Source organism: Rhodococcus huquni, assembly GCF_055231055.1.
On sequence record NZ_JBUYWE010000003.1, the window covers coordinates 489,568 to 509,939 of the forward strand.

20 protein-coding genes are annotated in these 20,372 nt (G+C 65.1%); 13 read left to right on the forward strand and 7 right to left on the reverse strand.

Annotated elements, in window-relative coordinates:
• Window positions 1-1,005: a glutamate ABC transporter substrate-binding protein gene (locus ACZI8R_RS08850; RefSeq protein WP_463379299.1), complete on the forward strand. Its 1,005-nt coding sequence runs from the start codon at window positions 1-3 to the stop codon at window positions 1,003-1,005.
• A gap of 2 nt (window positions 1,006-1,007) precedes the next feature.
• Window positions 1,008-3,359 (forward strand): serine/threonine-protein kinase, encoded by a 2,352-nt coding sequence (locus ACZI8R_RS08855; protein ID WP_463379196.1) that lies wholly within the window; start codon window positions 1,008-1,010, stop codon window positions 3,357-3,359.
• A gap of 13 nt (window positions 3,360-3,372) precedes the next feature.
• On the opposite strand, the gene ACZI8R_RS08860 is transcribed toward ACZI8R_RS08855, so the two are convergent.
• The 4 genes from ACZI8R_RS08860 to ACZI8R_RS08875 form a co-directional block, all read right to left on the reverse strand.
• Window positions 3,373-4,572, reverse strand: a complete 1,200-nt coding sequence (locus ACZI8R_RS08860; RefSeq protein ID WP_463379197.1) for an acetate kinase — start codon at window positions 4,570-4,572, stop codon at window positions 3,373-3,375.
• The gene (gene pta / locus ACZI8R_RS08865) at window positions 4,569-6,659 is read right to left on the reverse strand and encodes a phosphate acetyltransferase (protein WP_463379198.1); all 2,091 of its coding nucleotides are present in this window, start codon (window positions 6,657-6,659) and stop codon (window positions 4,569-4,571) included. The genes ACZI8R_RS08860 and pta overlap by 4 nt, the downstream gene beginning before the upstream one ends.
• A gap of 64 nt (window positions 6,660-6,723) precedes the next feature.
• Complete coding sequence (fgd, locus tag ACZI8R_RS08870) at window positions 6,724-7,734, reverse strand: glucose-6-phosphate dehydrogenase (coenzyme-F420) (protein WP_463379199.1); 1,011 nt, start codon at window positions 7,732-7,734, stop codon at window positions 6,724-6,726.
• Between the two features lie 40 nt (window positions 7,735-7,774).
• The gene (locus tag ACZI8R_RS08875; protein WP_463379200.1) at window positions 7,775-8,116 is read right to left on the reverse strand and encodes a YidH family protein; all 342 of its coding nucleotides are present in this window, start codon (window positions 8,114-8,116) and stop codon (window positions 7,775-7,777) included.
• Between the two features lie 85 nt (window positions 8,117-8,201).
• On the opposite strand from ACZI8R_RS08875, the gene ACZI8R_RS08880 reads away from it, so the two are divergent.
• The 8 genes from ACZI8R_RS08880 (at window position 8,202) to ACZI8R_RS08915 (ending at window position 15,258) form a co-directional block, all read left to right on the forward strand.
• On the forward strand, window positions 8,202-9,152 hold the full coding sequence (locus ACZI8R_RS08880; RefSeq protein ID WP_463379201.1) for an alpha/beta hydrolase: 951 nt from the start codon (window positions 8,202-8,204) through the stop codon (window positions 9,150-9,152).
• A 48-nt stretch (window positions 9,153-9,200) separates the two neighbouring features.
• Window positions 9,201-9,968 carry a sulfite exporter TauE/SafE family protein gene (locus ACZI8R_RS08885; protein WP_463379202.1) on the forward strand — a complete coding sequence of 256 codons (768 nt, stop codon included), beginning with the start codon at window positions 9,201-9,203 and terminating at the stop codon, window positions 9,966-9,968.
• A gap of 49 nt (window positions 9,969-10,017) precedes the next feature.
• The gene (locus ACZI8R_RS08890) at window positions 10,018-10,818 is read left to right on the forward strand and encodes an HAD-IIA family hydrolase (RefSeq protein ID WP_463379203.1); all 801 of its coding nucleotides are present in this window, start codon (window positions 10,018-10,020) and stop codon (window positions 10,816-10,818) included.
• Window positions 10,819-11,021: 203 nt separating this feature from the next.
• Window positions 11,022-11,615 (forward strand): alternate-type signal peptide domain-containing protein, encoded by a 594-nt coding sequence (locus tag ACZI8R_RS08895; protein WP_463379204.1) that lies wholly within the window; start codon window positions 11,022-11,024, stop codon window positions 11,613-11,615.
• Window positions 11,616-11,624: 9 nt separating this feature from the next.
• Window positions 11,625-12,149: a hypothetical protein gene (locus ACZI8R_RS08900; RefSeq protein ID WP_463379205.1), complete on the forward strand. Its 525-nt coding sequence runs from the start codon at window positions 11,625-11,627 to the stop codon at window positions 12,147-12,149.
• Window positions 12,146-12,718: a signal peptidase I gene (locus ACZI8R_RS08905; RefSeq protein ID WP_463379206.1), complete on the forward strand. Its 573-nt coding sequence runs from the start codon at window positions 12,146-12,148 to the stop codon at window positions 12,716-12,718. Before ACZI8R_RS08900 ends, ACZI8R_RS08905 begins: the two co-directional genes overlap by 4 nt.
• The gene (locus ACZI8R_RS08910; RefSeq protein WP_463379207.1) at window positions 12,705-13,295 is read left to right on the forward strand and encodes a SipW-dependent-type signal peptide-containing protein; all 591 of its coding nucleotides are present in this window, start codon (window positions 12,705-12,707) and stop codon (window positions 13,293-13,295) included. The genes ACZI8R_RS08905 and ACZI8R_RS08910 overlap by 14 nt, the downstream gene beginning before the upstream one ends.
• A 4-nt stretch (window positions 13,296-13,299) precedes the next feature.
• Complete coding sequence (locus ACZI8R_RS08915) at window positions 13,300-15,258, forward strand: S24/S26 family peptidase (RefSeq protein ID WP_463379208.1); 1,959 nt, start codon at window positions 13,300-13,302, stop codon at window positions 15,256-15,258.
• Window positions 15,259-15,264: 6 nt separating this feature from the next.
• Here the strand turns inward: ACZI8R_RS08915 and ACZI8R_RS08920 are convergent, their stop codons facing one another.
• Genes ACZI8R_RS08920 through ACZI8R_RS08930 form a run of 3 tightly spaced genes read right to left on the reverse strand, consistent with a single transcriptional unit; the run spans window position 15,265 to window position 17,392 of the window.
• Window positions 15,265-16,503 (reverse strand): O-succinylhomoserine sulfhydrylase, encoded by a 1,239-nt coding sequence (locus ACZI8R_RS08920; RefSeq protein ID WP_463379209.1) that lies wholly within the window; start codon window positions 16,501-16,503, stop codon window positions 15,265-15,267.
• On the reverse strand, window positions 16,488-16,907 hold the full coding sequence (locus tag ACZI8R_RS08925) for a rhodanese-like domain-containing protein (RefSeq protein ID WP_463379210.1): 420 nt from the start codon (window positions 16,905-16,907) through the stop codon (window positions 16,488-16,490). Before ACZI8R_RS08925 ends, ACZI8R_RS08920 begins: the two co-directional genes overlap by 16 nt.
• Before the next feature lie 47 nt (window positions 16,908-16,954).
• Window positions 16,955-17,392, reverse strand: coding sequence for an Rv0361 family membrane protein (locus tag ACZI8R_RS08930; protein ID WP_463379211.1), 438 nt, complete (start codon window positions 17,390-17,392; stop codon window positions 16,955-16,957).
• Between the two features lie 190 nt (window positions 17,393-17,582).
• On the opposite strand from ACZI8R_RS08930, the gene ACZI8R_RS08935 reads away from it, so the two are divergent.
• From ACZI8R_RS08935 to ACZI8R_RS08945, 3 genes are all read left to right on the forward strand, one after another.
• Window positions 17,583-18,989, forward strand: coding sequence for an FAD-dependent oxidoreductase (locus tag ACZI8R_RS08935; protein ID WP_463379212.1), 1,407 nt, complete (start codon window positions 17,583-17,585; stop codon window positions 18,987-18,989).
• A gap of 105 nt (window positions 18,990-19,094) precedes the next feature.
• Window positions 19,095-19,847 (forward strand): amidohydrolase family protein, encoded by a 753-nt coding sequence (locus tag ACZI8R_RS08940; RefSeq protein WP_463379300.1) that lies wholly within the window; start codon window positions 19,095-19,097, stop codon window positions 19,845-19,847.
• An 89-nt stretch (window positions 19,848-19,936) separates the two neighbouring features.
• Window positions 19,937-20,368: a CBS domain-containing protein gene (locus ACZI8R_RS08945; protein WP_463379213.1), complete on the forward strand. Its 432-nt coding sequence runs from the start codon at window positions 19,937-19,939 to the stop codon at window positions 20,366-20,368.
• Window positions 20,369-20,372: the final 4 nt, after the last annotated feature.

Consider the following 20,372-nt stretch of genomic DNA (forward strand, 5'->3'; position numbering starts at 1 on the left):
ATAAACAGGACGGAAAGACGCGGGGCCAGACGGCCGTCGTGGCGGGCCGCGTTCACCGCCATCACGGCCATCGCCCTCCTGACCGTGGGGTGTGGAAACCCCGATGCCGTTCACATCGAAACGCCGGATCTCTCGTACACCGACCCGCCGCTCCCGAACGGCGCCAGCACCGCTCCTCGCCCGGACGAACCGATGCCGGCCGAAGAGGACTGCGAAGACCCGACCGCAAGTCTTCGGCCGCTTCCTGCAGACGCCGCGGACATGCCGAACGTCGAGGAGATCCGAGCGCGTGGGCGACTCGTCGTCGGGCTGGACACGGGCAGCAATCTGATGAGCTTCCGTAACCCGGCAACCGGAACGGTCGCAGGATTCGACGTCGACATCGCCCACGAGATCTCGCGTGACCTCTTCGGCGATCCGGATCGCCTCGACATCCGCATACTCACCTCGGCCAATCGTGAGAAGGCACTGCAGGATTCCACGGTGGACGTGGTGGTGAAGACCATGACCATCACGTGTGAACGACGCGAACGCGTCGCGTTCTCGACGCAGTACCTCGAAGCCCACCAACGGACTCTCGTCGTGAAGGGCTCGGGCATCAGAGGCATCGACGACCTCGCCGACAAACGAGTCTGCGTTGCCCGCGGCACCACCTCACTGACCCGGCTTCAGAATCTCGCACCCGAGGCCACCATCGTCACGGTCCCCATGTGGGCCGACTGTCTCGTCGTACTGCAACAACGGCAGGTGGACGCCGTGAGCACGGACGACACGATCCTCGCGGGCCTCGCCTCGCAGGACCCGTATCTCGAGATCGTGGGCGAGAACATCGGGCAGGAGCCGTACGGCGTCGGTATCAACAAGGACCGAGACGACCTGGTGCGCTTCGTCAACGGGACACTCGAACGCATCCGTAGAGACGGAACGTGGACGCGGATGTACGACCGTTGGCTTTCGGTCCTCGGCCGACCCGCCAGCCCGCCAACCGCTGTCTACGAGGACTGACCATGGCCGAAGACGACGAACGGACGACCCAGGCCGCGCAGCGACCCGATCCGGTCGAGCCCACCCAGGCAACGCAGAGGCCTGCACCGGCCGAGTCCACGCAGGCAACGCAACGTCCGGAGCCGAGCGATGCCACCCAGGCAACGCAGCGCCCCGACACCACCGCGCCGTCCGAACGGACCGCACCGACGTCGACGAACGGCACGGGACGCTCCGTCCGCTCGTCGATGTCCAAGTCCGGTCGCCTCCGTATCGGTGGCGGACTCGTCGAGGTCCCCCTGGTCACCACTGCCGACCCGGCTTCGGCAGTCATGGAAGATCCCACCGTCGCCGAAGGCAAGCGGTACTGCTGGAAATGCAGCCGGCCGGTCGGGCGTACCAGCGCAACCGCACCCGCTGTCGACAACGGCGTATGCGAGAAGTGCGGTGCGGCTTTCGATTTCCGCCCTGCTCTCGACGCCGGTGACTTCGTCGGCGGCCAGTACGAGGTTCAGGGCTGCCTGGCACACGGCGGTCTCGGGTGGATCTACCTGGCAATCGATCGCAACGTCAGCGACCGCTGGGTGGTACTGAAGGGACTGCTGCATTCGGGTGATGCCGAAGCGCAGGCCGTCGCCGTCGCCGAACGCCAGTTCCTCGCCGAGGTTGCCCATCCGAGCATCGTCAAGATCTACAACTTCGTGGAGCATCCCCGCTCGGACGGCACGCCCACCGGCTACATCGTCATGGAATACGTGGGCGGAAAGTCCCTGAAGGAGGTGCTGGCGCAGCACCCGCGCCCGGAACGTCTTCCGGTGGAGCAGGCCATCGCCTACATCGTGGAAATCCTTCCTGCACTGAGCTATCTGCACTCCACCGGCCTGGTCTACAACGACCTGAAGCCGGACAACGTCATGCTCACCGAGGACTCGCTGAAGCTGATCGACCTCGGCGCGGTGGCGGGTATCGCCGACTACGGCTACCTCTACGGCACCCCCGGCTACCAGGCGCCCGAGATCGTCGAGACCGGACCGACGGTGGCCTCGGACATCTTCACGGTCGGACGCACGCTCGCAATGCTGACGATGGACCTGCCCAGCGAGAAGGGACGCATTCGCGACGGTCTACCCGACGCGGAAGACGAACCTGTCCTCGCCGGCCACGAGTTCTTCCATCGTCTCCTGTTGCGCGCCACCGACAAAGACCCGAAGCGCCGGTTCGAATCGGCCGACGAACTCGACGGACAACTTCTCGGTGTACTGCGGGAAATTCTCGCCGAGCAGACCGGGACCGAGCACCCCGGTCTGTCCTCGGTATTCAGCCGGCAACGCACGTCGTTCGGAACCGATGAGGCGGTCGAGCAGACGGACGTGTACGTCGACGGTGTCGACCGCGACAAGTACCTGACCGCTCGTTCGGTGGCGCAGGCGCTGCCCGTTCCGCTCATCGACACGTCGGATCCGAACGCACAACTCCTCACCGCAGCGGTGCACAGCCAACCCCATCAGACTCTCGACGCGATTCGGCACGCCCGAGAGAACGGCATCGAGCGAGTGGTGGGCAACGCGCGAACGTCGTTCACCCGTGAGTTGGGGCTGGCCGAGGTGAAAGCGCATCTCGATCTGGGCGACTCGGCCGAGGCGACGGCACTGTTGACGAATCTCGAGTCCGAACTCGGCGGCAATTGGCGAATCGACTGGTACGCGGGATCGGCCATGCTCCTCGAGGAGGAGTTCGAGGCCGCGTTCACCCATTTCGAAGCCGTCCTCACCGCCATGCCCGGCGAGACCGCGCCCAAGCTCGCGATGGCGGCCACCGCGGAACTGATTCTGCAGCACTGGGAAAGCCCTGATCCGCAGCAGTGGCGAGACTTCGCCGAACGGTACTACCGAACCGTGTGGCACACCGACCACAACAACGTCAGTGCCGCATTCGGATTGGCGCGCATGCTCACCGAACGAGGCGAGTGCACGGAAGCCCTGGCCGCACTGGATCAGGTCCCCGCGTCCTCGCGCCATTTCACGGTCGCGGGAATGACCGGGGTACTCACCCTCCTGTCGGGCCGTGCGATCGACGAGATCGACGAACCGACCCTGCGCGAGGCGGCCGAGCGGGTCGAATCGCTTCCCGCCGAAGAGAGCCGAGCGCTGCAGATGCGCACCCTGGTTCTCGGCACCGCACTCGACTGGGTCCGTTCCGGTCATGCCTCTTCGCAATGGCGCGAACCGATTCTGGGGGTCCCGTTCACGGAGCGCGGCTTGCGCAAAGGAACGGAGTTCGGGCTGCGGGCGCTCGCTCGTAGCGCGCCGGAACGTACCCACCGCTACACGCTCGTCGACCTCGCGAACGCCATTCGGCCCAAGAGCTTGCTCTGAGCGAGAGCTGCCCTCAGACGAACTCCGCTGCTGCCCTGGCGATCGCCAGCTCTTCGTTGGTGGGAATCACGAGAACCTCGACGTCCGAGCCGTCTGGAGAGATGCGACGCTCACCGCGCTCACCTGATTCGTTGCGCGTGGCGTCCACGACGATTCCCAGGCGCTCGAGATTCGCGAGACTGTCACGGCGCACGTCCACATTGTTCTCACCGACTCCGCCGGTGAAGGTGATGACATCCACCCCACCGAGCTCCACCAGGTAGGCACCGACGTAGCGGCGTAGCCGGTGAACGTACACGTCGTAGGCCACCTTCGCGTCCTCGTCACCCTCGCCGACGAGCTTCAGCAGGGCGCGAAAGTCGTTCACTCCGGAAAGCCCGAGGAGACCTGACTTTCGGTTGAGAAGCTCGTCGATCTCGTCGACGTGGAGACCCGCGCTGCGCCGTAGGTGAAACACGATGCCGGGATCGATGTCACCCGACCTCGTGCCCATGACCAGCCCCTCCAAGGGAGTCAATCCCATCGAGGTGTCGATCGCATTGCCGCCGTCGATGGCCGAGGCGGAGGCTCCGTTGCCGAGGTGGAGAACGATCTGCTTCAGCTCGGACGGCTCCCGGCCGAGAAAGGCCGCCGCCTTGCCCGACACGTACTCGTGCGACGTGCCGTGGAACCCGTACCGCCGGATGTCGTGCTCTTTCGCAACCTCGCGGTCGATCGCGTACGTGGCGGCGGCTGCAGGCAAAGTGTGGAAGAACGCCGTATCGAACACACCCACGTGGGGAACGTCCGGTAGCTCTTCTCGAGCCACCTCGATCCCGAGCACGTTGGGCGGATTGTGCAGCGGCGCCAACGACGACAACCTGTCGATCTCCCGTACCACGTCGTCGTCGATCAGGGTCGGCTCGTAGAACACCTTGCCGCCGTGCACGACGCGGTGGCCGACGGCGATGATGCCCGAGTCGCGCAGCGAACTACCGACCTCGGAGACTATGTCCGACAGCATCTTCAAGCCCGCACGATGGTCGGGGATCTCCAATGTGCGTTCGATGTCACCACCGGAGTGATGGAAGACGATCCGCCCCTCGGACTCACCGATTCTCTCGATCAACCCGGAAGCCGGTGTGCGTCCGTCCTCGGGGTGCACCAACTGGAACTTGATCGAGGACGAACCCGAGTTGATGACGAGGACGGAACCTGCGGTCGCTTCGCTCACTTCTCCACTCCCTGAGCCTGAATTGCGGTGATGGCCACGGTGTTCACGATGTCCTGGACCAACGCCCCTCGTGAAAGGTCGTTTACCGGCTTGTCGAGTCCCTGCAGAACCGGTCCGACCGCGACGGCCCCGGCACTACGCTGCACTGCCTTGTACGTGTTGTTTCCGGTGTTGAGATCGGGAAACACGAACACGGTGGCCTTGCCGGCCACTTCGGATCCGGGCATCTTCTGATCCGCCACACTCTGCTCCACGGCGGCGTCGTACTGAATCGGACCCTCCACCAACAGATCCGAGCGACGCTCACGTACCAGCTCGGTCGCCTTGCGCACCTTGTCGACGTCGGCACCGGTACCGGAATCACCCGTCGAGTAGGACAGCATCGCGATACGCGGTTCGACACCGAACTGGGAGGACGTCTCGGCCGACGAGATCGCGATATCGGCCAGTTGCTCGGCGCTCGGATCGGGAACGACCGCGCAGTCCCCGTACGCAAGCACGCGATCCGCAAGGCACATCAGGAAGATGCTCGACACCGTGGACACATCGGGCTTGGTCTTGATGATCTCGAAGGACGGCCTGATGGTATGCGCGGTGGTGTGCGCCGCGCCGGACACCATCCCGTCTGCAATTCCCAAGTGCACCATCATGGTTCCGAAGTACGAGATGTCCAGCATCGTCTCGCGGGCACGCTCGACCGTCATCCCCTTGTGCTTGCGCAGGCGGGCGTACTCCTCGGCGAACTGATCCCCGTACTCGGACTCGCGGGGATCGAGAACTTGGGCGTCCGACAAGTCGACGCCGAGTTCGGCCGCACGCCGGCGCACGCTCGCCTCGTCCCCGAGCAGGGTCAGATCGGCGACGCGCCGCTGCAGCAGACGTCCCGCCGCCCGCAGAATTCGATCGTCGCCGCCCTCGGGAAGGACGATGTGCTTGCGCTCGTCGCGGGCCCTGTCGATGAGCTGGTACTCGAACATCTGTGGCGTCACGACGGACGGGATCGACAACTTGAGCCTGTCGAGCAGAACGGCGGAATCGACGCGCTGTTCCATCAAGCTGAGCGCGGTGTCGACCTTGCGTTGGGAGCCGACCGCGACGCGCCCACGGGTCTGCGCCGCCGCGCTCGCAGTGTCGAACGTTCCCAGTTCGGTGGCGAGAATGGGCAACCGCGGTTTGAGGCCCGCCATCAGATCGGCGATCGAGGGGTGCGGCTCGAGCCCACCGTTCATGATGATGCCCGCCAACGAAGGAAAGCCCTCGGCCTCGTGGGCGTTGACCAGCGCCAGCAGGACGTCCGAACGATCGCCGGGCGCGATGACCACCACGCCGTCGGTGAGGCGCTCGAGGATGTGCTCGGCCGTCATGCCGCCGACCATCACGTGCAGCGCCTCGCGATGCAGGAGTTCGGCGTCACCGCTGTAGAGGCTTCCGTCGATCACGTCGAGGAGCTCAGCCATCGTGGGCGCGACAAGAAGCGGGATCTCGGGCAAGCTCCAGGCCGGAACGTCGACCACCTTCAACGCGGAGGTCACGGCATCCAGCTCGTCCGGATTGCACCGGTTGGCGACCACCGCGAGCAGGTGAGCGTGGTGCGTGGCCAGTTCACCCGCACACAACTGGGCGAGCTGAGCGACCTCGTCCGGGGTACGTCTCGCCCCGCGCAGCGCCAGCAGCACCGGCGAGCCCAGATTCACTGCGATCCGCGCGTTGAATCCGAGCTCGCTCGGGCTGCCGACATCCGTGTAGTCGCTACCGACGATCACCACGGCGTCGCATTGGTCCGCCACCTCGTGATACTTGGCGACGATGTCGCTGAGCGCACCCTCGGGGTCCGAGTGCACCTGCTCGTAGCTGACGCCGACACTCTGTTCGTAGCTCAGATCTGCGGTCGTCTGTTCGAGAAGAAGCTCGAGGATGTAATCGGGTTCCTCGGTCGACCGGGCGATGGGACGAAAGACTCCGACCCGCGCGGCCGACGCACACAGCATCTGGAGGACACCCAGCGCGATCGTCGACTTTCCGGTATCGCCTTCTGGTGAAGCGATGTACACACTCGACACGGTTCCGTTCACGGATGCGGAAGGCATGCACACCACCCTAATATCCCCCACCCCCGTGAGTGGTTTGCGAGTCCGGAGACTCCTCAACCGCTCACAGGCTGCGGAGCCTCGGGGCCAGGTCACGCTCGAACAGATCCAGGAACCGACGCTGATCGTGACCGGGAGCGTGGAACACGAGGTGGTTGAGTCCGGCGTCCAGGTACGGCTTGATCGCCTCGACCGCCTCGTCCGGATCCGACGCCACGATCCATCGCTTCGCGACCTGCTCGATCGGCAGCGCGTCGGCCGCCTTCTCCATCTCGATCGGGTCCTCGATGCTGTGCTTCTGCTCCGGTGTCAGCGACAACGGCGCCCAGAACCTGGTGTTCTCCAACGCCTTGTCCGGATCGGTGTCGTAGGAGATCTTGATCTCGATCATCTTGTCGACCTCGGCAACGTCGCGCTCGGCCTTCTCCGCGCCCTCGGCGACGGCCGGCAGCAACTTGTCGTTGTAGAGCTCCATGCCCTTGCCCGAGGTACAGATGAATCCGTCACCCGCACGGCCTGCGTAGCGCGCGACGACCGGGCCACCCGCGGCGACGTATACGGGGATGCCACCTTCGGGAACGTCGTAGATCGACGCGCCGCGGGTGGTGTAGTACTCGCCTTCGAAGTCGACGCGGTCGCCCAACCACAGCTCGCGCATGAGGCGAACCGATTCGCGCAGTCTCGCGAAGCGCTCCTTGAACTCCGGCCACGGGCCGTCGAATCCGGTGGCGATCTCGTTCAGCGCCTCACCTGTGCCGACACCCAGCATCACCCGGCCCGGGTACAGGCACCCCATCGTCGCGAAAGCCTGCGCGACGACGGCGGGGTTGTAGCGGAAGGTCGGTGTCATCACCGAAGTTCCCAGCTGCAAACGCTGCGTGCGCTCGCCGACCGCCGTCATCCAGGCGATCGAGAACGGCGCGTGCCCGCCCTCGTGACGCCAGGGCTGGAAGTGATCGGACACGGTTGCCGAATCCATCCCGTGCGCTTCCGCGAGCACACCCAGCTCCACCAGCTCCCGCGGCCCGAACTGCTCTGCCGATGCCTTGTATCCGAGCTTCAGTTCCTGCGCCACGCCAGCTCCTTCTTCGTCGGTCCGATCTCCTGCCTGCACACTAGAACGCTGCGACGATGCTGGCGATACCCGCACCCGCGGCGACCACGACCAGACACACCGAGAAGAGCCACATTTCATGAGGGCGGGGCATCGGCGAACCCTCGCGCAGGGCCTTCTCCACCTGCCGCCAACGCCGCATTCCGACCAGGGCCGCCGCTCCGGCCAACGCGATCAGGACGAGTCCGAGAAGAGTGCGTACCCACGCGGTGCTGAATTCCGGAACCAGGTGCATCATGGCGATGCCGCCGGCCAACAGAGCCAGCGAACTGCGCATCCACGCGAGGAAGGTGCGCTCGCTTGCGAGGGTGAACCTTTCGTCGGGGCGCTCCGGTGGGGTCACGTTCCCATACTGACACCGAAATGTCCTCCGAGCGCACGACTGCCGGGACTACCCTGGAAATCACGCTTAGCAACCAGGGGGCACCATGCGTGATGGGCCGTCGAATCTCCGGGTTCTGACAATTCCTGCATTGATCGTGCTGTCTCTGGTGTGGGCGTTGATCGCCGCACCGGCGTCCACGGCCGAATCCCGCACGATGCGAATCGACGTGTACTCGCCGTCGATGGGTCGCACGATCCCGAACGACGTCATCACGCCCGCAGGCGGCGGCCCGGCGCCCACGTTCTATCTACTGACCGGTATCGGCGGCGGCTCGGACGGCATCTCGTGGTTCAACAACACACACGTACGCGACTTCTTCGCGGACAAGCACGTCAACGTCGTGATGCCCGTCGGCGGCCAGTACAGCATGTACACCGACTGGCTCGCAGACGATCCCGTTCTGGGTCGTAACCAATGGCAGACCTACCTGACGCGCGAGCTTCCCGCAGCCATCGACTCCCAACTGGGCACCACCGGCGCCAACGCGATCGGCGGTGTGTCGATGGCCGGCAGCGCCGTGCTAGACCTCGCGGGACAGGCGCCGGGCGTCTACAGGGCGGTCGGCTCGTACAGCGGCTGCGCGAACACCAGCGGAATCGTCGGCCAGGCCATGGTTCGGTCCATGGTCGAGCTACGCGGCGGCGGCAACGCCACCAACATGTGGGGCTCTCTCATCGACCCGCTGTGGCGTGCACACGACCCGATGCTCAACGCCGAAAGACTCCGGGGAACAGCGCTGTTCGTCTCGAGCGGCAACGGCATTCCCGGCCCGATCGACGACCACAACCCCGCCCTCGTCGTTCCACAGACCATCGGGGGCAGCGTCGTCGAGATGGTCTCCAGCGTGTGCACCGGCGCGTTCCAAGCCAGGCTCGCGTCACTCGGCATTCCCGCGACCTTCCATTACCTGCCCCAGGGTTCACATTCCTGGGGGTTGTTCGAGACCGAACTTCGTGAGTCGTGGCCCGTGGTCGGGGGTGCGATCGGCGCCTGACCCGGACCGCACATTCAGCAACCGGCCGACCCGATTAGGGTCCAGCAGGTGACTCTCCTCGAAGTGGTCGGGATCCTCGTCGCCGGGCTGGGCGCGGGTGCGATCAACGCCGTCGTCGGCAGTGGCACCCTCATCACGTTCCCGACGCTCGTGGCCTTCGGGTTTCCACCGGTCACCGCGACGATGTCGAACGCCGTCGGCCTCGTTGCCGGTGGCGTGTCCGCGACCTGGGGATATCGGCGCGAATTGTCCGGGCAGTTCGATCGGCTCCGGTGGCAGATTCCCGCATCGCTGGTCGGCGCCATACTCGGGTCCTGGCTGCTGCTCCACCTTCCGGAGACCGTCTTCGCCAAGATCGTGCCGGTCCTTCTGGTGTTGGCGCTCGTGTTGGTGATTCTTCAGCCACGAATTCAGAAGTGGGCGAAGGCGCGTGCAGGAGTCGAAGCCGGCCTCGGGCCGCTTCGACTCGCACTTCTGACGATGGGCACCTTTCTCGTCGGTGTCTACGGCGGCTACTTCACGGCCGCCCAGGGCATCCTCCTGATGGGCGTCATGGGAGCGATTCTGCCCGAGAGCCTGCAACGAATGAATGCGGCAAAGAACCTTCTCGCCCTCGTCGTCAACGTCGTTGCCGCCCTGGCGTTCACCTTCGTCGCGTTCGACAGGATCAACTGGGCAGCTGCCGGCCTGATCGCCGTGAGTTCACTGGTCGGTGGCGTGATCGGCGCAAAGTACGGACGTCGGATGTCACCGCCGGTTTTGCGCGGAACCATCGTGGTCGTCGGACTGATCGGCCTGTGGCGGCTGCTCGCCTGACTCCTCGGAGCGCCTTCGGTAACCCGGTCACTGCCGCATAATGGCTGACATGAGCGGAAGCGAAGAGAACCCCGGCTGGACGTACCTCATGGACATGGATGGTGTCCTCGTTCACGAGGAACACCTCATCCCGGGAGCCGACGAGCTTCTCACCGAACTGCAGGAGACGGGCACGCCGTTCATCGTTCTCACGAACAACTCGATCCGCACACCGCGCGATCTTCGTGCCCGCCTGCTCCGCTCGGGCCTCGACATACCGGAGAAGTCGATCTGGACGTCCGCGCTCGCCACCGCCACATTCCTGGCAAGCCAACGCCCGAACGGCAGCGCGTACGTCGTCGGCGAATCAGGGCTGACCACCGCCCTGCACGACATCGGGTACGTCCTCACCGAGAACGATCCGGACTATGTGGTGCTCGGCGAAACCCGCACCTATTCGTTCGAGGCCATCACCACCGCCATCCGCCTGGTCGAGCGTGGGGCGCGTTTCATCGCCACCAACCCGGACCCGACCGGGCCCTCTCGTGACGGTTCACTTCCCGCCACCGGCTCCGTCGCGGCGCTCATCAGCAGAGCGACCGGGCGCGACCCCTACTACGTCGGCAAGCCGAATGCCCTCATGATGCGGTCGGCCCTGCGCGCGATCGGCGCGCATTCGGAGAACACCCTGATGATCGGCGATCGCATGGACACCGACATCGTGTGCGGATTGGAGGCCGGACTGCAGACCATCCTGGTCCTCACGGGCATCTCCACCCGCGAGTCCGTCGAGCGTTTCCCGTATCGGCCGACTGCGGTGCTGAAGTCCGTCGCCGAACTGGTCGGCCGCACTTCGCGTCCGTTCGACTGATTGCCCGACCCTGTCTGGGGCATCCGGAATCATTCCGTCGGCCGGATCCTTCGCCGAAAATAAACACCGCTTTCACCTGATTTTATTGCGTGCGGTCGCGCCTTCTTCCGAACGTGTAACGAAACGTTTGCGAATGGCTATATTCGATTCGAGTTTCAACTAGGAACTCCCTCATAGCTGTTCATCCCAGAAACGGTTCACGCATGAAGAAGCAGACCAAGGCGGCGCTCGCCGCCGGCGCCGGCGTACTCCTCCTCCTCGGCGGCGCCGGCAGCCTCGCCTACTGGCACGACGAGACCAACATCGGCGACGGTGCCACCATCACCTCGGGCACCCTGTCACTCGGCGACTGCACGGACGCGGCCTGGAGCGTCGAGCATCACGTCGGCGGCGTGGGTGGCGTCACCACGCCCGTGGATCCGAGCAACTTCCTGATCGTGCCCGGAGACGTGCTTCGGTACAGCTGCAACACCACGGTCCAGGGCAGCGGCGATCACCTGAGCGCGCAGGTCACCGCAGATCTGAGCAACGTCTTCACCGACGACGCGCTCGGCCGGAAGCTGCAGGAGAACACCACCGTCGCGGTGAACCTGGACGGCACCGAAGTCACCGGCACCAGCCCGGTCATCAGCTCGTGGGACAGCACAGCACGTCCCGTCACCGTCTCGATCCAGAGCACCTTCCCCGACACAGTCGGCAACGGTGCGGGCAACGGCGCTGAACTGCAGGACTCGAGCACCGCGGTTCTCGACAATCTGGCGATCGTCCTGCAGCAGGTCGACTGGGCCGGAAACTGACGGGTCTCCATGAAAGCCACTCGAGTGTGGCTACTGGCAGGGGCAGGGGTCTGCCTGATCGGTCTCGCATCGGTCGGGCAGACCGCCGCTCGCTGGCACGGTAGCGCCGATATCGGGGGTACCACGATCACCTCCGGCAGACTGTCCATCCTCGCGGGCGACTCGGACAACTACCGATGGACCGACTTCGGTGGTGCGAATCTGGCGCCGAACGCCGTGGTGCAGAAGCCACTCACGGTAGCCAACGACGGCACGATCGATCTCGACTATCGACTTCATGCTGTCACCGTCGACAACGGCGGCGTACCGCTGACGTTCACGGCCTGGATTGTGGCGACCGCAACGGCATGCCCGACGACCGCCGCCCCCACGGGCCCAGCCGGCGGCCCGTGGACCACATTCCCGACGCCGGTCAGCTCCCTCTCCGTCGGTGACAGCGACGTGTGGTGCCTGCGCGCCACCGTCGGCCCGACCGCGCAACCGAACAGAACCTCCACCGTCACAGTCGATTTCCGAGCGGATCAGCAGCGATGAACGAAACAGCCTCCACCGAGGAGCGGACCGGCCCACTGTGGTGGATCCGCACGATACTGAGCTGGACCATCCTGTCCGCGCTCGTCGCCATCCTGGTCGCAACGGTCCTCGTTCCGCTTCTGGCAGGAGCCCAGCGCTATACCGTCCTGACCGGCTCGATGACTCCCACCTACCCGCCCGGCGAACTGATCGTCGTGAAGCCGACGGAGCCGAGCGCTCTCGGAATCGGGACGCCCGTCACCTATCAGATCGAATCCGGCAGGCCGGCAGTGGTGACGCACCGCATCGTCAGCACATCCCAGAATGCTGGTGGTGAAAGAACATTCATCACACAGGGTGATGCGAACGATTCCCCGGACACCGATCCCGTCCGTCCCGAGCAGATTCGCGGCAAGGTCTGGTACAGCATCCCTTACCTCGGATACGTCAACAACTGGCTCACGGGAAGCACCCGCACCTGGATCGTCGGCATCGTCGCAACGGGCTTGTTCGGCTACGCCGCATACATGGCCGTGAGCGGTGTTCGCGACAGCAGGCGCGAGAAGGCAGCCCACAATGAGCGCGTCTGACGCCGGCAGCCGTTTCACGCGAGTTCGCGCGGTTCTGTCGTTGGGCATGGTCCTGGGCCTCGGCACCATCGGCACCCTTGCGGCGTGGAGCGACTCGGCCACGGCTACGTCCGGAGCATTCAGCACGGGGACGGTCGCACTGCAGGTGAACGATGTCGAGAACTACTCGTTCACGGACCTCTCGCTCACCGAGATGCTGCCCGGTGAAAGCAAAGCCGCCACCCTGACCGTCCAGAACAAGGGCTCCGTCCCGTTGAACTACACCGTCAGGGCCACTCCTTCGGGTGGCGCGAGCATCGCCGCTCACATCCGGGTGACCGTATTCGCCAGTGCCGGCGCGTCGAACTCCTCCACCGGGGGAATCCGTACCGGGACATGCACCGGGCCCCAGTTGGGCCAGGCAACTCTCTCGAGCAGTGGGACAGTCGATCTCGTCACCACGCCCCAACCACTGGGTGGAGCCGCGCCGAGCCGGAATCTGTGCTTCGTCGCAGCATTCGCCACGACCGCTCCGCAGAGCGTGCAGAACCAGTCCGTTCCCGACGTGGTGTTCACATTCGACGGATCCACGGTGTGACTCGATGAGCAATCACGGTACGAATCCCCAGCCCACCGACCGCTTTCGCGTATTCCGCGAGGTGGCGTTGTCGGTCGGCGCCGTCCTCGGAATCGTCTGCATCGCGGCCGGTCTCGCCGCCGTGCTGTTCGGGCTGCACCCGCTGATCTTTCGTTCCGGGTCGATGGAGCCGACCATCACGTCCGGCTCGCTCGCGATCGCTCGCGAGACCCCGGCGGCCGAGTTGTCCGTGGGCGACGTCGTCAGCGTCGAGGACGAACAGGGCAATCGCCTGACTCATCGCATCGTGAACGTGACCGGGACCGTCGGTCAGACGGCCACCCTGTCACTGCAGGGTGACGCGAACAGAGACCCGGACGGTCGCACGTACACCGTCGATTCTGCCGACCGCGTGCTGTTCCACGTAGAAGGGCTCGGCTACGTGGGCGCTTGGTTGGGGAGCCCCCTCGCGCGCGTTCTCGGAGCCATCGCTGCCGCGGCACTGGTGTGGATTGCTCTGTGGCCGAACGGAAGATGCCGAGCTGTGCCACCCGAAGCGCCGGGCGGATCACACCGACTGCCGAGCGGACGGGTGGCGTCGCCGCTGATCGCCTGCCTGCTGGCGCTGACCTTCGTGGGGCTGGCGCAGGTACAGGGCACTCTCGCAGCGTTCACCGATACTGCCGGCGCAACGAGCGGTCCGTTCTCCGCACGTAAGGATTTCGTCCCCCGCATCGATCAGACCGTGAGCGGAAACAACTACGTCACGTGCGACGATTCGATCGTCCCGCTGCCGGCGCATTCGACACTCACGTGGCGTCATATCGGCGGGCCGTACCAGTATCGGGTGATATTGCGGGATCTCGACGGCGTCGAGCGGACCTCGTGGAACGTCGTACCGAACTCCACGACCGCAGGAAGTCTCGTCTCCGTGACTGTCGACGGCACCGGGCTCGACACCCACGGCGCCATCTGGCAGTACGACGCCGAGGTCCACACCGTCCTCCCCGGGTCCGGCATGGTGTCTGCAGCCTGGCGCGGAATCGGTCTCTTTCAGGATGCGAGTTCGCGCGGGCTGCGATGCAGCGGACGCGGCGCGCAGGAGGGATACCCGGACCCCAGCCTTCCCGCGCCGGTCGGTCTGACGTGTACCGATCAGGGCTCGATCCTCAACAGAACGGCCCGGCTGAACTGGACCAACGTTTCTCCGTACACCTACCGTGTCGTGGTTCGACACCCCATCACCGGCAACGTGCTGAAGGTCGTCACCACCAATTCGTCTCCGGCAACCGTCGACATCTCTCTACTCGAGGTGTTGCTCGGGGGCACGGCAAGAGCGGAGGTGTACACGGTCAAAGGCGCAGCGGTCTCCACGTCGTTCGCCGCCTACACCCTGAACATCGCGCTGCTCGGTCTCACCGGTGTCACCTGCGGCTCGGCGGCCCCGACCAATTCGCCGAATGCGGCCCTCGCACGAGGTGCGGCCGAGCCGGTCGCACCCACCACGACCGCCGTCCCGACCACCACGAGCCCGACCGGATCACCCACCGAACCGGCGAAGCCCGAGCCGTCTCGAGATGCCGCGGCCGAGGAAGCAGGGGTCTCGAAGGATGTTCCCCTGACCTCACACATCTCCTCGAGTTCCGGCTACCACGCGCAGTTGGTGCAGTCCGATGTGGGAGCCGCCGTGGTTGTGACGGTCTCCGGCAGTGAAGCGTTCCGGACGAGTGCGTCCAGGAACGACACGATCGAGTGGGTCGCAGGTACGGACGAACTCCGCATCACGGGCCCGACGGGTACGTGGTCTGTCTCGTCCGAATCCGGGGTGTGGGCGAAGAGCCCCGTCGCGCCGGTGACAGCGACTCGGGAACCCATCGAACCCGAGGTAGTCCCGACACCGACTGCAGCTGCTCCGGCACCCGAGACGACCCCCACCTCGACCGCGCCTACCGAGACTTCGCCCACCGGAGTGAACGAGCCCTGACCCAGCTCAGCCGAGGGCGCGATCCAGGTCGTTCAGGAGATCCGCGGGCTCTTCGAGTCCGACCGAGAGGCGCACGACGCCGTCCGTGATCCCCACGGCTGCACGCCCTTCCGGGCCCATGGCGCGGTGCGTCGTGGTGGCCGGGTGCGTGACGAGCGACTTCGAGTCGCCGAGGTTGTTGGAGATGTTGACGAGGCTGAGGCCGTCGAGCACCTCGAACGCCCGCTTCTTCGCGGCGTCGCCCTCGCCCTTCAAAGCGAATGTGACGACCGTGCCGCCGCCGCTCATCTGCCGCTTCGCGAGGTCGTACTGCGGGTGGGACTCGAGGAACGGATACCGCACCCAGTCGATCGCGTCGTGACCTTCGAGGAACTGGGCGATCTGTAGCGCCGAATCGACCGAATGGCGGATTCGAATCGGCATCGTCTCGAGCCCCTTGAGGAGCGTCCAGGCGTTGAAGGGACTGAGTGCAGGGCCGGTGTGGCGCATCAGATTCTGCACCGGGCCGTCGATGTATTCCTGAGATCCGAGGATCGCGCCCCCGAGGACACGGCCCTGGCCGTCGATGTGCTTGGTCCCCGAGTACACGACGACATCCGCACCCAGTTCGAGGCTGCGCTGCAACAGTGGTGTGGCGAACACGTTGTCCAGCACTACCTTCGCGCCGGCAGCGTGGGCCATCTCCACCACGCGCGGGACGTCGACGAGCGACTGCATCGGGTTCGACGGAGTCTCGAAGAACACCGCTGTGGTCGGGACCGACAGGGCCTCCTCCCACTGCTCGAGGTCCTCGCCGTCGACGAAGACGGTCTCGATACCCCAGCGAGGGAGAATCTCGTTGCACACCACGAAGCACGAACCGAAAAGGCTACGGGCGGCGACCAAACGGTCGCCCGCTCCGAGCAGGGCCCCGAGAGCGGTGAACACCGCCGACATTCCGCTCGAGGTTCCGAATGCGGCCTCCGCGCCCTCGATGAGGCGCAACCGCTCCTCGAACATCTTGACCGTCGGATTCCCGTAGCGGGAGTACACGAAGTGATCGATGTCGCCGGTGAACGATGCCTCGGCCGCGCCGGCACTCTCGAAGACGAATCCGGAGTTGAGGAATATGGCCTCCGAAGTTTCCTCGAAACCCGATCGGAGTGTTCCACCGCGCACGCTGATCGTGCCCAGTCCTACATCGTCGGGGAGTCGGCTCTCGAATGCGCCACCCTGCGGAATGTTCTTGCTCACGACTGCCTCCACGGCAGGCCCAACGCCCGCCAGCCCACAGCTCCACGGTGACCGTCGGCGTCCAGTGCGCCTTCGAATCCGTCGAGCACGTTGTACGACGGACCGATTCCCGCCGCCGTTGCTGCTACTGCTGCACCTATCGACCGCTGACCGGAACGACACAGGAAGATCACCGGGGCAGAGTCGCCGCCCGCGATTCCGGCTTCCTTCAGCTGGTCGACGAAGTTGTCGTTACGGGCGCCGGTCGGATAGCCGACCCACTCGATCAGGACGGTTCTGCGGTCCAACGACTCGAGGTCGGGGACGCCCACATACCGCCATTCGGCGTCCGTACGCACGTCGACCAGAACGGCGTCGGGGTTGTCCCGAAGCAGCTCCCAGGCGTGCTCCGGCGTTATGTCGCCTGCGTAACTCACACAGCCAGCTTTCCACAGCCGCCGGTCCCGCGTCGCCGCGGGAGTCGTCAGTTACAGACGACCCAGGCGTCGTCCTTGCGCGTCAGTTCCCACGTATCGGTGGTCTCGCCCTGGTCGCCGGACGCACTGATTCGCACCTGCGCGCGGGCACGATCGCCGTTGACCTCGGCCTCGTCGACGCCGACCAGGTCGATTTCGCCTTCACGGTCGGCGATCACGGAACGATCCTCCGAGTAGGAGTCGCACACGAGCGTCTTCATGAGATCGGGATCGTTGTGGTTGTGCGCCTGGATGTAATCGGCGACAGCACGGTTGATGCGGTCGGACTCGGTGACGTTCTCGTCGGCCGGCGAAATCCAGCCGGCGACGAAGATGCCGACGATCACCAACACCACGACCGCGACGGCAGCGAGAAACGGCGTGGCGGTGACCCGCCTGGGATCTTCTCCCGGATCGTGTTCGGATGATCCATTCGAGTCGGACATGACTTCCCTTCGGGTCGCGGCGACCGCCCGATTGTATCGATGGGCGCACCCCGCCTGCGCTGCGCCCCACAAATGCAATTTGTGACCCCTCAATCGGCGCCCACCTACCGGAGAATCGTTCAATCCTATTAGGCTGGGCTTTGTTTACTGTGCACAAACTTGTCGCCCATCAGAAGGTAGTTCGCTCCAGATGACTGATCAGACTCGTTCGGAAGCTGCGTCCGCGCAGGCCCGCGCATTGCGCGTTGCAATTGTCGGCGCCGGCCCCGCTGGTATCTATGCCGCCGACGCCCTCATGAAGTCCGACGCAGACGTCAGTATCGATCTGTTCGAACGGATGCCCGCACCATTCGGCTTGATCCGCTACGGCGTCGCACCCGATCACCCGCGAATCAAGGGCATCGTGACCGCCCTCCACAAGGTGCTCGACAAGCCGAACGTTCGCCTCCTCGGCAACATCGACTACGGATCCGACATCACGCTCGAAGATTTGCACAGCTTCTACGATGCGGTGATCTTCTCCACCGGCGCGAATGCCGACCGCGCACTCAAGATCCCGGGCATCGAACTCGACGGCAGCTTCGGCGCCGCCGACTTCGTCTCCTGGTACGACGGTCACCCCGACGTCCCCCGCACCTGGCCGCTCGAGGCCGAGAAGGTCGCAGTCCTGGGCGTCGGCAACGTCGCACTCGACATCGCCCGTGTTCTCGCGAAGACCGGTGACGAACTGCTCCCCACCGAGATCCCCGCGAACGTGTACGAGGGCCTCAAGGGCAACAAAGCGCTCGAGGTTCACGTGTTCGGTCGTCGTGGCCCGGCGCAGGCGAAGTTCACGCCTCTCGAGCTTCGCGAACTCGACCACTCGCCCACCATCGAGGTCATCGTCGCTCCCGAGGACATCGACTACGACGAGGGCTCCGAGGCCGCGCGTCGCAACTCCAAGCAGGTCGACATGGTCGCCAACACCCTGCAGGACTGGGCCATCCGCGACGTGGGAAGCCGCCCGCACAAGCTCTTCCTGCACTTCTTCGAGTCGCCCACCGAGGTTCTCGGCGAAGACGGCAAGGTCGTCGGCCTCCGCACCGAGCGCACGCAACTCGACGGCACCGGCAACGTCAAGGGCACCGGAAAGTTCAACGATTGGGACGTCCAGGCCGTCTACCGCGCCGTCGGCTACCTGTCCCAGAACATCGCGAAGCTGCCGTTCGACGAGCAGGCGGGCACCGTTCCCAACGAGGCCGGTCGCGTCATCGCCGACGACACTGCCGAGGGCGCAGACCGATTCATGAAGGCCACCTACGTCACGGGCTGGATCAAGCGCGGCCCGGTCGGCCTGATCGGCCACACCAAGGGTGACGCGAACGAGACGGTCGCCAACCTCATCGAGGACTCCACGAACTTCGCCGAGCCGGCCAACCCCGCCGAGGACGCGATCATCGAGTTCCTCGAGAACAAGCAGGTTCCGTACACCACCTGGCAGGGCTGGTACCGCCTCGATGCGCACGAGCGCAGCCTCGGCGAGCCCGAGGGCCGCGAGCGCATCAAGGTCGTCGAGCGCCACGACATGCTGAAGGCTTCCGAGCCCGACAAGGCCTAGTCCCCCTCTTCCTGACCAATGTCACACCGGTTCAGCTCACGCGAACCGGTGTGACATTGGTCAGGGTTGTTAACAGGGGAGGTCAGGATCATGCAGGATGAACGGGTGTTCGACGCACACGTACATGTACTCGATCCCCGATACCGGCTGATCGAGAATCACGGCTACCTACCCGGCCCCTTCACCGTCGCCGATTATCGGAAGCAGACCAAGGGCCTCGGGATAACCGGGGGTGCCGTCGTGTCTGCGTCGTTCCAGGGCACCGACCAGCGTTATCTCCGGGCAGCCCTCGGTGAGCTGGGCGAGGGCTGGGTCGGTGTCACCCAGTTGTCCCCCGACGCCACCGACGACGACATCGTCTCGCTGAACGACGCCGGCGTACGTGCCCTTCGCTTCAATCTGCGCCGAAGCGCCATCGACATGACTCAGCTGGCGATACAGGCGATACGGGCGCACCAACTCGTGGGATGGCACGCCGAGTTCTACGTCGACGCGTCGCTACTCATGTCGCTCGAGCCGGTGTTCGCACGCCTGCCGGCCGTCAGCATCGACCACCTCGGCATGTCCGCGGAAGGCTTGCCGTACCTGCTGAATCTCGTGGACCGAGGCGCGCGCGTGAAGGCCACCGGGTTCGGCCGAGTGGACATGGACGACATCCCCGATACCCTCCGGCGGATCCATGCAGTCAATCCCGAGGCCTTGATGTTCGGGAGCGATCTACCGGGCACCCGCGCCCGCCGCCCCTTCGAAGCGTCCGACCTCGACATCATTTCCGAGGCGGTCGGGGACGACCTCGATGCCGTTCTGTCGACCAATGCGCGCAGTTGGTACCGCCGCGCGCCTGCCGTGAAGAAGTAGCTACCGAGAAGTAGCTGCAGGAGCCCACCGGCCCACCTATGATCATGTGATCGGGGAAAACGGGCCTGCAGGTGGATCGAGGTATCCGAATGCGCATCGCTGAGGTACTACGGAACAAGGGTGCGTCGGTCACGACAGTGAGCCCGGATACCTCTGTCGAGGATCTGCTCGAAGAACTGACAAGACGCAATATCGGCGCGCTCATCGTCGTCGAGCACGATGCGGTGATCGGAATGGTGTCCGAACGCGACGTGGTGCGCAGAATCCAGAAGCGTGGCGCCGCAGTCCTGCAGGAGCGGGTGTGCGACATCATGACCACCGAGGTGTTCACCTGCCTGCCGAGCGACAGCGTGGACAGCCTGGCCGAGACGATGACCGAGCACCGCATTCGGCATCTGCCCGTGATGGTCGATCGCTCGCTCGTCGGAATCGTCAGTATCGGCGACGTGGTCAAGAGTCGAATGGACGAACTCCGGCACGAGCGAGATCAGTTGGAGTCGTACATCGATCAGGCCAGGTGAGCCA

What these genes read in the sequence shown, in the direction of transcription:
- ACZI8R_RS08855 (WP_463379196.1), top strand. Translation starts at nt 1,008, where the DNA reads ATGGCCGAAGACGACGAACGGACGACCCAGGCCGCGCAGCGACCCGAT.
- pta (WP_463379198.1), bottom strand. Translation starts at nt 6,659, where the DNA reads ATGCCTTCCGCATCCGTGAACGGAACCGTGTCGAGTGTGTACATCGCT.
- ACZI8R_RS08880 (WP_463379201.1), top strand. Translation starts at nt 8,202, where the DNA reads ATGCGTGATGGGCCGTCGAATCTCCGGGTTCTGACAATTCCTGCATTG.
- ACZI8R_RS08890 (WP_463379203.1), top strand. Translation starts at nt 10,018, where the DNA reads ATGAGCGGAAGCGAAGAGAACCCCGGCTGGACGTACCTCATGGACATG.
- ACZI8R_RS08895 (WP_463379204.1), top strand. Translation starts at nt 11,022, where the DNA reads ATGAAGAAGCAGACCAAGGCGGCGCTCGCCGCCGGCGCCGGCGTACTC.
- ACZI8R_RS08900 (WP_463379205.1), top strand. Translation starts at nt 11,625, where the DNA reads ATGAAAGCCACTCGAGTGTGGCTACTGGCAGGGGCAGGGGTCTGCCTG.
- ACZI8R_RS08905 (WP_463379206.1), top strand. Translation starts at nt 12,146, where the DNA reads ATGAACGAAACAGCCTCCACCGAGGAGCGGACCGGCCCACTGTGGTGG.
- ACZI8R_RS08910 (WP_463379207.1), top strand. Translation starts at nt 12,705, where the DNA reads ATGAGCGCGTCTGACGCCGGCAGCCGTTTCACGCGAGTTCGCGCGGTT.
- ACZI8R_RS08915 (WP_463379208.1), top strand. Translation starts at nt 13,300, where the DNA reads ATGAGCAATCACGGTACGAATCCCCAGCCCACCGACCGCTTTCGCGTA.
- ACZI8R_RS08930 (WP_463379211.1), bottom strand. Translation starts at nt 17,392, where the DNA reads ATGTCCGACTCGAATGGATCATCCGAACACGATCCGGGAGAAGATCCC.
- ACZI8R_RS08935 (WP_463379212.1), top strand. Translation starts at nt 17,583, where the DNA reads ATGACTGATCAGACTCGTTCGGAAGCTGCGTCCGCGCAGGCCCGCGCA.
- ACZI8R_RS08945 (WP_463379213.1), top strand. Translation starts at nt 19,937, where the DNA reads ATGCGCATCGCTGAGGTACTACGGAACAAGGGTGCGTCGGTCACGACA.